The organism is Shewanella sediminis HAW-EB3 (genome assembly GCF_000018025.1).
GTDB classification, from domain to species: Bacteria; Pseudomonadota; Gammaproteobacteria; order Enterobacterales; family Shewanellaceae; genus Shewanella; species Shewanella sediminis.
On sequence record NC_009831.1, the window covers coordinates 4,434,031 to 4,446,166 of the forward strand.

10 protein-coding genes are annotated in these 12,136 nt (G+C 46.5%); 3 read left to right on the top strand and 7 right to left on the bottom strand.

Going from position 1 to position 12,136, the window contains the following annotated elements:
* Positions 1–131 precede the first annotated feature (131 nt).
* From SSED_RS19035 to SSED_RS19045, 3 genes are read right to left on the bottom strand one after another with little or no spacing between them, the layout of a single operon-like run.
* On the bottom strand, positions 132–1,418 hold the full coding sequence (locus SSED_RS19035; RefSeq protein ID WP_012143973.1) for an MBL fold metallo-hydrolase: 1,287 nt from the start codon (positions 1,416–1,418) through the stop codon (positions 132–134).
* Positions 1,418–2,329, bottom strand: a complete 912-nt coding sequence (locus SSED_RS19040) for a hypothetical protein (protein ID WP_012143974.1) — start codon at positions 2,327–2,329, stop codon at positions 1,418–1,420. The genes SSED_RS19035 and SSED_RS19040 overlap by 1 nt, the downstream gene beginning before the upstream one ends.
* Positions 2,330–2,331: 2 nt before the next feature.
* A complete protein-coding gene (locus tag SSED_RS19045; protein ID WP_012143975.1) occupies positions 2,332–2,985 on the bottom strand; it encodes a metallophosphoesterase family protein in 654 nt (217 codons plus the stop codon).
* A gap of 376 nt (positions 2,986–3,361) precedes the next feature.
* Between SSED_RS19045 and SSED_RS19050 the strand changes: the two genes are divergently transcribed.
* Positions 3,362–3,988 (top strand): AAA family ATPase, encoded by a 627-nt coding sequence (locus SSED_RS19050; protein ID WP_012143976.1) that lies wholly within the window; start codon positions 3,362–3,364, stop codon positions 3,986–3,988.
* A gap of 80 nt (positions 3,989–4,068) precedes the next feature.
* Here SSED_RS19050 and SSED_RS19055 read toward each other — a convergent pair whose 3' ends face one another.
* A complete protein-coding gene (locus tag SSED_RS19055; protein WP_012143977.1) occupies positions 4,069–4,650 on the bottom strand; it encodes a TetR/AcrR family transcriptional regulator in 582 nt (193 codons plus the stop codon).
* Between the two features lie 141 nt (positions 4,651–4,791).
* Between SSED_RS19055 and SSED_RS19060 the strand changes: the two genes are divergently transcribed.
* Entirely contained in the window at positions 4,792–5,844 is a 1,053-nt protein-coding gene (locus SSED_RS19060) for an alkene reductase (RefSeq protein ID WP_012143978.1), read from the top strand.
* Positions 5,845–6,004: 160 nt separating this feature from the next.
* Here the strand turns inward: SSED_RS19060 and SSED_RS19065 are convergent, their stop codons facing one another.
* Both SSED_RS19065 and SSED_RS19070 read right to left on the bottom strand, forming a co-directional pair.
* Positions 6,005–7,351: an aspartate aminotransferase family protein gene (locus tag SSED_RS19065; protein ID WP_012143979.1), complete on the bottom strand. Its 1,347-nt coding sequence runs from the start codon at positions 7,349–7,351 to the stop codon at positions 6,005–6,007.
* A gap of 454 nt (positions 7,352–7,805) precedes the next feature.
* Positions 7,806–9,050, bottom strand: a complete 1,245-nt coding sequence (locus tag SSED_RS19070; protein WP_012143980.1) for a DUF2325 domain-containing protein — start codon at positions 9,048–9,050, stop codon at positions 7,806–7,808.
* Positions 9,051–9,490: 440 nt separating this feature from the next.
* On the opposite strand from SSED_RS19070, the gene SSED_RS19075 reads away from it, so the two are divergent.
* Positions 9,491–11,533 (top strand): alpha/beta fold hydrolase, encoded by a 2,043-nt coding sequence (locus SSED_RS19075; protein ID WP_012143981.1) that lies wholly within the window; start codon positions 9,491–9,493, stop codon positions 11,531–11,533.
* Between the two features lie 128 nt (positions 11,534–11,661).
* On the opposite strand, the gene SSED_RS19080 is transcribed toward SSED_RS19075, so the two are convergent.
* Complete coding sequence (locus SSED_RS19080) at positions 11,662–12,093, bottom strand: ribosome recycling factor family protein (protein ID WP_012143982.1); 432 nt, start codon at positions 12,091–12,093, stop codon at positions 11,662–11,664.
* Positions 12,094–12,136 lie beyond the last annotated feature (43 nt).

Consider the following 12,136-nt stretch of genomic DNA (forward strand, 5'->3'; position numbering starts at 1 on the left):
TGGCATTCTCGATACATGTCTTGCTCAACAATCAACCTGGATGAAATGGTTAAATCTACCGTTAATTTTCATAACTTTATTGGATAATATTTAGCACTCATCCTAAAACGATACAGGGTCGAGAAACTTCATTATAAAACTATCTTCTCACCATTTTTTACTAGACGCACATTTTCGAAATCATTTAAAAATTTATCACTGTTAAGAGTATGAACAGGAACTAAAACCTTAGGCGCAATTTTGCTTGAAAAATTCTGTAAATGCTCCAGATAAGCATGACCACTAGTGTGAACGTATTGCCATGATTCCTGACATTTATCGGCCATTTCTGCAAACTTAGGTTGCTTGCTTTGATAACCTAACCACATGGAATAGATAAGTTTGGGCTTTACCCCCTTTTCTATAAATACGTCAAAATATGGTGCCATCGCATAGGGAGATATTCGAAATACGTAGTTAGCATCTTTAAGCTTATTAAGGTTTACATGACGATGGCTATGCCGTAGGAAATCGTCTCCGAATTCTGCTTTAATGATGGCTAATTGGGATTGGGGAAATATCACTTTTATATGGTCGTTTTTATGTGGTGGTAAACCTGGTGAGTATTTCTTTAACGACTCTAGCAAGTAAAGTTGGTACAAATCGATAACCAACTTTTTTCCTGTGCGTTTGGTCGCGTTATACAGGCTTACAATTCTGTCAATATTACTACCCGAGGCTGTGACAAAAGCCGGCTGGTCTCGCTCACTAAAGGCAGCAACCATTGCCTCTTCAACCGAGGCTTCGGTAGGAAACTGCTGTGAGTGCCCACCATCAAGGGTTGTTCCCTCAATCAGCATCAGATCAGGCTGCTTAACATTGGCGTAGATATAATCACTCACCCGAGATTTTCGCCCATGACCACGAAAATCTCCCGTGTAAAATACCTGCTTACCATCAACTTCAACCAATAAGCTGCAGGCGCCAAAAGCTGAATGGTCCATCAAAAAAGCCTTAACCGTAAATGGACCTATCTGAAACGGTTTACCGGGTGAAAACTGCCGACATTGCTCAAGCGAATCGAAACGTAGTGGTTCAGGGTAAAATAAATTGCCAATAGTCATCATGGAGTAACTACTATCTGACAGATATATCATCGAACTTTTAGGTAATGAACCAAGCAGACCATAATGGTCAGGGTGTGCGTGGGATAGTAGATAAGCTAAAGGAGGCTTAGTATCTTGCTGTTGAATATCCAGTAAAATGCCATTCTCGATAGATGGATTTGCAACTAAATCAGCATCGAGTGTTCTACCTGTGTTATCCATGAGTGGAGCACCATAATCCAATACAATGCTGTCTTCTCTATGGTTGATTTTTATGCAGCCACCACCTATGGTATCGGCCCCACGCAGTATTGTAACTGAGGTTTGTGGCATTAGCACTGCTCCCCACTTTGCAATTTATAACCAGTACTGTCAGTCATCACCTGCATAACCACCCTGTTTTTTCTTAGCCTCTCTTCATGACGTGGCCAACTATTACGAACATCACCTTCAGAGTTATAATAAAGAAGTAATCGTGGCTCACTGTCTATCGTTAAAGGTAATTGACCCGTCGCTACATCTTTAATAATAGGGGCAATGGATTTTCCCGCTAACTCGGTAATTTTAACCAATACTTGGCAAGCCGTGACATATGCTTTTTGTAATTGTTCTTGTCGATTTTCATCTGTTAAAAAATCTCGATAACGCGCCAGCTGCTCAAGCACTTCAGGTTTTTCACTATTGGTTCGACAACGTTTATCGGTCGTGAGTTTGGCTTCCCATAGGACTAAGCGCGCTCCACCGCCGTGCCGCTCTAATGCGACTAAATCTATACGATACGCACTTCCAGGCAGACCCATCTCCATATCGATAACATTACTGTTTGCGGCTGCAATTTCTTCGACAAATGTCTTTTCATCACCTTTATGTGTCTTAGAACGTTCTATCCAAAGGTCTAACGTTTGGCCGCCGAGGTATTGCTCAGTCTCTTCAGTTTTCACTGGATTAATTAGTGTAGGATCGCTTCCCGTCAACCTTGGGTAGTTTTGCGTACTTGCTCCTTCAAATACGTATTTAATATGCTGCTCTGAATATAATTCCCGCCCCTGATTAAAGCCAACTTTCGCAATCGCTTGTCCTTTATGATAAAAATTGAGGTAATTGTCACGTACAGCTAAGCGAAGCCCATTAGAAGATAATTCCTTACCTGCGGGTTTGAGCCGTAGCAGTAGTTCCTTCCACCATTCCGGTTTTGGGTCTGATAACTGGTTGAGAGCAAATTTTCGTGCAAATTGTTTTGTCATGATTACTTCTCACTTACTGCTGTTAGATTAATAGAATTAAAGTTAGGCTTTTCGGAACTAGGGTTGTTACCTGGGTTAGAAATAAACTTATTCTTAAACTTGCTAAAACGAGCTTTGGGGTGATGTACGTGACCACATAAAATGTATTTTGCCTGTAACTCACCAAATTGGATTGCGGCTCGGATATCTGGACAGCCCCAATCATCCCCTCCCTGCTTAGCGACTTTTAACTTAGATGGGGGTACATGATGTAACAGGACATCACAATCTCTAAAATGATGAAAATTTGGATTTTCGTATGGTATACATCCAAATCGATAGCTGCCTAAATCGATAATATTGTTATCAAGGTAAAGTTGGTTACTTTTTAGGTTTCTAAGCCAGTGTGCGGATGGTTGTTCATTATTTTCAAGCTGTAACTGGTCGTGGTTTCCAGAGCAGATAAACGTAGGAAGTTGCAGCGTTAATGTCCACTGCGTTATCCAGTCAATCTGTTCTTCGCTACTAGCCGTTTGATGCCAAGAATCATCAAGCAGATCTCCACTGATACATAACACATCATAATGGCTTGCCTGTTCACTTACCCATTCAAATTGAGCTTGGTTAAAATGAAGATCCGATACGTGTAGCAATTTCATCGTGTCTAATAATTTCAAATTTAAGTCCTTTTTGATTACATATCCTATATATTCAGATGAAGCCCCGAGAAACTAAGTGTCAAGCTGTATTTATTTTATTTTTGCAACGAGAATCACAAAATCAAAACTCGTATCCGAAAGCGGTTAAGTTATTAATACGAACATTAGGAGCGTCAGATAATCTGAATGGCATAGTCAAATCTCAATATTCGTCTAATCGTCATTAACGGAAAAATCACCGATAAGCCAGTGACGCATAAGGGGAGAGAAAACAAGGAGAACAGATCAAGTTAATAAGTCGGTCTCATACTCGATAATTTCAGGGGGCATGCCATAATTGCTTGTAGTAGCAGCTTTTTCTCCGGCCTAATAACCCTGGTCCTTGGCAGAGGTGATGATGACAAGACAGATAAAAATAGTGGTAACCGGTGGGCCTGGTGGTGGCAAGACCACGGCGCTCGACCTATTCCGCCGCGAACTTGGCGATACCGTTGCCATCGTCCCGGAGTCGGCGACCGTGCTCTTTTCCGGTGGCATAGGTAGATCCTGTGATGAACAGGTCGTTAAGAATGTTCAAAAAACCATATTCTCTCTTCAGCAGAACGTAGAAAACATCCAAGAGAAACAGTACCCCGATAGATTCCTTATCTGTGACAGAGGCACACTAGATGGTCTGGCCTACTGGCCCGGTACGGAAGATGAATTTTTTGAGGAGGTAGGCTCTACCATTGAAAAAGAGCTCAGTCGTTACGACGCCGTCATCTTCTTCGAATCTGCCGCAGCAAGCGGGCGAGATATTCAGAGCAATAACCCCATCAGAAACGAGTCTTCGACTCAGGCCGCAGCGCTGGATAAAAAACTCCAGAGTATCTGGTCACGGCACCCCTCTTACTACTTCGTTGGCAATTCAGAGTCCTTCGTAAAGAAGATTATGTTTGGCATAATGACCATCGAAAACGTGATCAACAGACACAACGGCGGGTATGTGGGACCAAGCTTTGTGCCCAACTTGTCTAAGTGACTCGGTTCATAGTAACTCTGCTCACTTTGCAATTTTAAGCAAGGTCAGAGTCTAAGGACCCTACCTTTAATTGAGAAAGACTAAGCACAGATATCCTGGAAGAGTTGGTCCGCTAACTCTTGCAGGGTTTCGCCCTGAGGGTGCGTGTGTGCAAAGGTTCTTAAACCGTAAATTCCCATGGCTAAAAAACGCGCCAGATGTTGGCTATCACGTTTAGCGCTGAGCTCGCCTTTAGCTTGGGCCAGCTCAAAAACATCGGCGAGTCCCTGTTGCCAGTTTGCCAGGTTCGCCATAATGATTTCTTGCACCTCTTCATCCTGCTGAGCCATCTCATTGAGCGCTTTAGTGAGCAGGCAGGCCTTAGCCGCTTCGCAGCTGATGCACTCCTGAACGGTATTATCCAGATAGGCTTTTAGCTCGACTAATACAGGCTTGTTTCCAGAGAAGAAACGCTGAAACTCTGCACTTCTATCGGCTTTATATTGCTCTAAGGCCGCCAATAAAAGACCCCGTTTATTATCGAATGCACAGTAGATAGATCCAGGGTGTAAACCCGTGGCTTTAGTGAGATCTTGCATACTCGTCTTGCCGTAACCTTTGTCCATAAAGGCGGTCATGGCAGATCTCAGTACTTTTTCTCTATCAAATTCGGCATTACGCATGGGGGCTTTGGCTCCGGGCTTTGACGCATTAGTCATCTATAAACTGATTGTACTTAATTTTGAATGTTTGTTCAAAATAATACTTGAATGATCGTTCAAATAAGAATATCTTGAATGAACATTCAAGAATAAGAGGTCGCTATGACTGATAACCTATTTCAACCTTTTGCGCTCAACGAGACTATCACCCTACAAAACCGCATCCTGATGGCGCCATTGACTCGTTGTATGGCAGATGAAGAATTAGTGCCGACTCAGGCTATGGCTGAATATTATACTCGCCGCGCCGAAGCGGGCCTGATCATCTCTGAAGCCGTGCTTATTCGTCCCGATGGTCAGGGCTATCCCAATACCCCAGGTCTGTTTACCCCGGCTCAGATAGATGGCTGGCGTGTAGTGACAGATGCCGTACATAAAGCCGGTGGCAAAATATTTGCGCAGCTATGGCATACCGGCCGGGTTGCGCACCCTCACTTTTTCGAAAAATCAGGGTCGACTCAGGTAATAGCCCCCTCCGCCGTTGGCCTGGAGGGAAGTCTCCCCAGAATGCGAGAGTTGAACTATCACGTCCCTAAAGCGGTAAGCCATGATGAGATAGTGCAGTTAGTCGCCGATTACGCACAAGCTGCGGCGAACGCGATAGATGCCGGCTTCGATGGTGTCGAGATCCACGGCGCTAATGGTTATCTTATCGATCAGTTCCTGCATCACGACAGTAATCGTCGCACCGATGAATATGGTCAAACAGCCGAAAATATGGCCCGCTTCCCCTTGGCCGTTGTGGATGCGATATCAGCCCGCATCGGCAATGACAGAACAGGGTTAAGAGTTTCACCGGGAGCCTATGTCAATATGGCCGGAGACAGCAGAGACCGCGCCGTGTTTGATTACTTACTCGCTGAGCTGGAGCTACGTGATTTAGCCTTTTTACATATCGGTATTTTCGATGATGCCATGGAATTTGATTATCTGGGCGGCAGCGCATCGAGTTACGTACGTAGCATTTATAGTAAAACCCTCGTTGGCGTAGGGAGCTACAGCGCAGAAATGGGCAGCGCCGCCATAGCCGCAGATAAATTTGATCTGTTAGCGATCGGCAGACCTTTTATCGCTAATCCCGATTATGTCGCCCGAGTCCGTGAAGGTGATGAATTGGTAGAATATTCAGATGAGATGCTGACCAGCCTAGTGTAAAAACTAGTTTAAACAGTTTAGTGTGAAGAGTTTGCTGCAAGAAATTTAGTGTGAAAAGTTTTTAAAAATCATCCCCCCTGTGTCTTATTCTTGTCTTGAGACAGAAGAGGTTAACCCTAAGGTTAACCTCTTTTTTATTTCACAAGTTTTAGACTCTGCCTTACTTACGATCGGCTATGGCTTTTGCCATGGCGGCATCGGCAATCTCTTCGAGTTTGGCCAGATCGATATCCTTATGGGATTCACAGATAAACCAAGGCTCACGGGAGTCAGGCTCCAGCATGATGCCGCTCTTAATCAAGTTATGGGCAAACTCGGTATAGAGATCGCTGTCGGTCTTCTTCCAGTCACGATAGTTATGAGGTACCTGACTGCCAAAGTGAATACCGAACATAGCATCGGGGCCGGCAAACTTATGCTCAATACCGTGTTTGGTAAATACGCGCGATAACACCTGTTGAATATCGACGCCGGCTTTATTGATGGTGTCATAGGCATTGGTTTCATTCAAAATCGTCAGCGTCGCTTTGGCGGCACTTAGGGCGATCATGTTGGCGGTATAAGTGCCACCGTGGGTGACGCCATTCTTCCCGAAACTGATCACGTCCATGACATCCTTACGACCACCGAAGGCGGCAACAGGATAACCATTGCCCATAGCCTTAGCGTATGTAGTTAGATCCGCATGGATACCATAGAGCTCCTGTGCGCCACCTTTAGCGACGCGGAAACCCGTTTTAACTTCATCCATAATCAATAGGGTGCCATTGGCATCACAGATATCACGCAATTTCTGCATGTATTCCTGGGTCGATGCAATGCTGCCACAGTTGCCTAATATCGGCTCAATGACGATGGCCGCGATATCATCGCCGACACGGGTAAAGACTTCATCGATAGCTGCGAAATCATTGAGAGGCACAGTTTCTAAATGCTCACGACTCGCTTCAGGAATACCGCCACCAAAAGCGGTAACCTTAGGCGCCGCCTCGGTTTCGCTGTCCCAATTATCAACATCTGATTTCCACATCATCTCGTCGTATAGGCCATGGAAACCACCTTCAACCACCACAATCTTGTTACGATGAGTAAAACCTCGGGCGGTACGCACCGCACCAATCACAGCTTCTGTACCCGAGTTGGCAAATCTCACCTTCTCAATATTCGGACACATCTGCTTAATCAGTTCGACCACCTGGGAATCAAGATCGGTTGAGAAACCGGAAATGGTGCCACGTTCGGTGATCGCTGCCACAACTTCCTGGTCGACTCTGGTATCGCGATAACCCAAGATGATAGGCCCGTAAGCGAGACGGAAATCGATAAACTGCTGATCGTCAGCATCGGTAATGGTGCAGCCCTGGCTGCTTTTAACGAATACTGTGTTCTCTTCACCCCAGTAACGGTAACTATCAGCCACACCCAGAGGCATGTTGTTGTGGGCCTGTTTTAACAGCGCATTGGTGGCGGGTTTATTGGCATTGCTCATCATGTCAGTCTTCATCATCAAATATCTGGCACGTATGATACAGATCACAATAAGGCTTTACTATATTAGTTCTGCATATCTAAAGGAGAACGATGAATATGGGCGGCATCGTTAACCCCAAAGAAGAGCTTTGATCGATTCGCGGCTAAAGCCGCTCCTACATCGTAGCCCGTCATTCCGGCGATGCTTCTAGCCGGAATCTAACCTCCACGGATGGAGGAAATGTCGAATGATGTATGGAACATCATCTACCAGCTTTTGAACCAACAAATCACAAGAATAAAGCCGGATTCAGCTCTTTACAAAAAATGAGTTCAGAATGACGAGCAAAGCTTATGCCTCGCCATATTCTTGTTCTTTTTCTTTTCTTACGACTTATAACTTACAGCTTATGACTATCCCTTTTAAAACCTTCGCGGCTAAAGCCGCTCCTACATCGTCGCCCGGTCAGGGGCAATGGGGCTAGCGAGTGTTATAGGCTGATGCAGCTGACTCCATTGGCCACGTCGTCCATAGCCTTAGCAAAACTCGATATGCCGGATGAGGGGATGAACAGATGACGCTTATTGTGCTGCTTGCAGAAGCGCTTCAGGCGGTAGTAGGCATCGTGACTGATACAGTCGGAGGCACAGATAACCGCATCGGCTGACCATAGCAGGGCATCCAGGCGTTTGCTGCGGTCTTCGACGCCGCCGTCGTGGTGGCTGAATTCGCCGTTGCAGCGAGACACCAGCTCCCGGTATTGGTCAGTCATACGGTGCATGCCGCCAACACAAAGAATTTTCTGCCCCTTGAGATCCGGACAATCGCGACAGCTGTCGGCGCTGCAGCCATTACAGGGAGATAGACTCTGCTTCACGAACCCTTCCAGTGCCCGGGTCTCCTGCTCCCGCTGCCGCAGTTTCTGAGTCAGATCCAGAATATTTTCTTCACTCTGCCTAAGTTTTTGCTGCCACTGTACCTTTTGTCTGTCCAGGATCTCGACCGAGCTGCTTGTGCTGGCCAGTTCGTTGCGCAACTGCTGCAGTTGCGGCGCCAGTGCGCTGCTGTCACCTCCCAGCTCAAGGCGTTGGTTGTGCTCTTTGAGGCGCAGATTGTCCGCCTTGAGTTCAGCCACCTGCCGCTGCAGAGTGTCCAGCTGACATTCTTTGTTGGAGATGGTCTGATGGGCTTTCTGCTGGCTTTTATCCAATGCTTTTCTCAGTTCGACCAGCTCCTTTTCAGCCTCGTGCAAACGTTTAAGGTCTGCACGCTGGCCGGCTCCAATCTGATGCGACAACATATGAATGGTTTCGTAGGCCATATCCTGCATGGCCAGATCACACAAGGGATGCGTTAACAGTGCCCATAGGGCTTCGGCGCTGGCCCCTCGGTCAATATGTTGCTGCCAGAGTTGCTTGAGTTCATCGCGACACTTGAGCAGACCAAAACGCTTGATGGCGGCGGCAAACTTTTTATCCAGATGCTTTTGTACTGTCAAAGACAAATGGTGTTTGCTATCGCAGTTGGAGACCACCCAGGTATGCAGCCAGTAATCGCTTTTTCGGGCCTGCTCTTTGTCGACAACCTTCTGGGCCAACTTACGGATCTCAGAGGTGGTCAGGCAGGTACCTATGACCGGACATAGCAGCTTGCTGGTTAATTCCCACAGTTTGCGTTTCCCCTTGAAGCCATTGAATACCTCTGCTCCCGTGGCCGTAGCTGGCGCATCGCACATGCCGTTCCCCTTATTCTACCGTGGTTCTATCGCGGTTATGCTTGCCCTTTGGCAATGATTGAGTCGTTAATGGCATCAGTGTAATGATTGCATCCTACCTGTCAATGATAATAATTATCATTTAGACGGGTAAGCTTCAGAATTCCGTCAGCTCGCTGCCAGCCCTTCTGATAGAGTCGCGCAGCACCTTGAGTGTCTCTTTGGCGAGCGCCCGCATTAACTACTAATCAACATGGGTGGAGCAATCACTAGCCCTTCTCAACCTCCCGTTAACCACAATTGTCATCTTCTACGTACAACTCCTTACATACCCTTACCCTAAACGCGAGCCAGATGCCTGATAATCGCTCTGCGGGACACGGCTCATCACAGCACTTTGAAATAATTTTTGAAACTGTGAAAACCATACATTTTTGAAATTTTAACGAAGGAAGCCAGCGATGATAAAGGATAAATTCCCCCTTATTGCAACGACAATAATTGCGACCAGTATGCTAAGTGCTTGTGGTGGTTCTGGTTCGAAAACAGAGACCACAGGAACTGGTGTCACCGACCCCATCAAATCCTATAAGCCAATTGAGTGTAAAGCGATGCTGTCAGCAAGCCAGTTAGCGCTGTTAACACCGGGCTCTGGCTGTGGCTACCTTAGCGTGCCGGAGAAACACGCCCTATATGGTCAGCCAGCATCAGAAAAAAACATTGAAATAGCCGTGATAAAACTGGCCTCAACCTCGTCAGAAAAGAAAGCCGATCCGCTTGTATACCTGCAAGGTGGTCCTGGCGGAAATGCGAGCGCGAGTATTGGTCAGGTGGTAACAAGTAACACCTTAATCAAAAACAGAGATATCTACCTGGTTGACCAGCGCGGCACAGGCTATTCGAAGCCGGCACTATTTTGCACTGAGTATAGTGGTGAAGCAGGTACGCCAGAACAGCTACAGGCATGTAAAGCAAGGCTGGAAAAGGCCGGCGTCGATCTTAATGCTTATAATAGCGTACAGAATGCTCATGACTTTATTCAGTTGAGAAAAGCCTTATCAATTCCAGAGTGGAATCTGTATGGCATCTCTTATGGAACCCGCCTCGCAACAACCATAATGCGAGAAAATAATAGTGAAGGCATTCGTAGTGTTATTTTAGATGGCATGTTCCCGATAGAGGTGAACGGTATCTCTGATACGCCTTGGGCAAACTATGAATCTTTGAATCAAATAGTCAAAAATTGTGACAACACAGATAGCTGTCCTGCTGATGATCTCAAAGCCGTTATCGAAGACATTATTGCCCGTATGCATAACGAGGGCATGGTGGCTGAGAGTCGCGTATTCATCCAAAACTTACTCGAACTGATCAAAGAGCCTGCGATCATCAACTACCTGTTAGCGGTTAATGAAGATATCGGTAAATACCGATCGGCCTTAGCATCGTTAATGGCCGACCAAGACGATGAACAAGATGGCGGTGGTGAACGAGCGGGTGATGAAGAGAGTGATGAAGAGGAGCTATTTTACGGCGCCATGGGGTTATCTACCGTCTGCGCCGAAGAGTACCCGTTTCTTAACACCACGGCTCTGAGTGACGATAATAGCCAGGGCTGGTCGGCAAGCACCCAGGTCGCAGTCAATGGCATGTATCATATGGGCTTCGATAAATCCTCTTGTCAGGCGTGGAATGTTGCGCCAGCCAATGATGTTGAGACACAAGCTGTGGCCAGCACTCTGCCGGTGTTAATACTCAACGGCCAAAACGATACCCAAACACCGGCGGCCTGGGGATCGTTGGTGGCTAAAAACATGCTCAATGCACAAAACATTACCAACCCTCAGGGTGAACATGGGCAACTCATGGCTGGTTTTAGCTGTTTCGATACCATTGCGGATGAGTTTTTAGCTGAGCCAAATAAAACTGTCGATGCAAGCTGTGTATCAGAGATCCCTGCAGTAAGCTATGAAGGCGGAGGTGGCGAGGAGAAATCAGCAAGCTTTACCTTTAAGAACGGTGATACCAGTTCAGATACCGTTTATATGAATGGCGTTATCGGCTCAGATACCTTAGATGTGATGCAGACACTGCTTAACAGCTACCCGCAAATTAAGACCATAGTGATGCAAAACGTGCCGGGATCTATGGATGATGACACCAACTTGTTAGCTTCTATGGAGATCAGAAAGCGTGGTATTGCTACACATATCCCAGCCGATGGCATGGTAGCATCGGGCGGCACAGATATGTTCTTAGCCGGGGTTAAACGCACAGCGGAAGCGGGCGCTAAGCTTGGCGTGCACTCCTGGAGCGATGGCAGTGGCAAAGTAGCACTGGATTACCCCCGCGATCATCAAACACATGTTAAGTATCTGGATTATTATAAAGCCGTAGGGATAGATACCAGCTTTTACTGGTACACCCTGGAAGCCGCCCCCGCCGATGGTATCCACTGGATGACAGCAGAAGAGATTGCTCAATATGGCGTACTGACAGAGTAACGATGTTGCATTAACAGCAATCGGTATCAGTAAGGTGCTTCTATCTTTGCGTGGTAATCAAAGCCTCGTCGATAAAAGTGCCTTATCATTTCACAAAGATTAACTCTGACCGCTTTTCGCTAGCATTTTTACCAAGAGTCGGCATTAAAGCGTGCCGTTCTGGCCTCGCTCATGGTGCAATCGGTAGTGTGTATCAACTCACTCAAGGTGATGTTGGGGTTGTCGTTAATCAGGCGAGCGAGCTTCGCCTCTAAAGGTTCCAGCTTGTCGGTATGATCGAGCAGAGCGGTTTCAATCTTTTGGATAAGGTAACGAAATTCACCTCCTTCCCTTTGCAACTGAGCCGCTTTCAATTGCGCCGCTTTCAACTGTTCTGTTTTCAACTGTGCGGTAAACGATTGAATCTTTATAGCCTCACCGGATAGCCCCCAATTTCTGGAGCGGCGAACACGTTTGAGCTCGCAGTGATATTGCTTAGCCACGCCTTGGGCTTGCTTAACCGCCTCGCGCCCTATTCGGTGAATAAGGGAGGGAAGTGGGATGGTGATGGCTTCATTCATGGCTGCATTTCATTCATAACTAACTGTCATTCATCACAGTTAA

Bases quoted from the DNA above. Each gene is read 5' to 3' on its own strand.
- SSED_RS19035 (WP_012143973.1), bottom strand. From the start codon at position 1,418: ATGCCACAAACCTCAGTTACAATACTGCGTGGGGCCGATACCATAGGT.
- SSED_RS19040 (WP_012143974.1), bottom strand. From the start codon at position 2,329: ATGACAAAACAATTTGCACGAAAATTTGCTCTCAACCAGTTATCAGAC.
- SSED_RS19050 (WP_012143976.1), top strand. From the start codon at position 3,362: ATGATGACAAGACAGATAAAAATAGTGGTAACCGGTGGGCCTGGTGGT.
- SSED_RS19055 (WP_012143977.1), bottom strand. From the start codon at position 4,650: ATGCGTAATGCCGAATTTGATAGAGAAAAAGTACTGAGATCTGCCATG.
- SSED_RS19060 (WP_012143978.1), top strand. From the start codon at position 4,792: ATGACTGATAACCTATTTCAACCTTTTGCGCTCAACGAGACTATCACC.
- SSED_RS19065 (WP_012143979.1), bottom strand. From the start codon at position 7,351: ATGATGAAGACTGACATGATGAGCAATGCCAATAAACCCGCCACCAAT.
- SSED_RS19070 (WP_012143980.1), bottom strand. From the start codon at position 9,050: ATGTGCGATGCGCCAGCTACGGCCACGGGAGCAGAGGTATTCAATGGC.
- SSED_RS19075 (WP_012143981.1), top strand. From the start codon at position 9,491: ATGATAAAGGATAAATTCCCCCTTATTGCAACGACAATAATTGCGACC.
- SSED_RS19080 (WP_012143982.1), bottom strand. From the start codon at position 12,093: ATGAATGAAGCCATCACCATCCCACTTCCCTCCCTTATTCACCGAATA.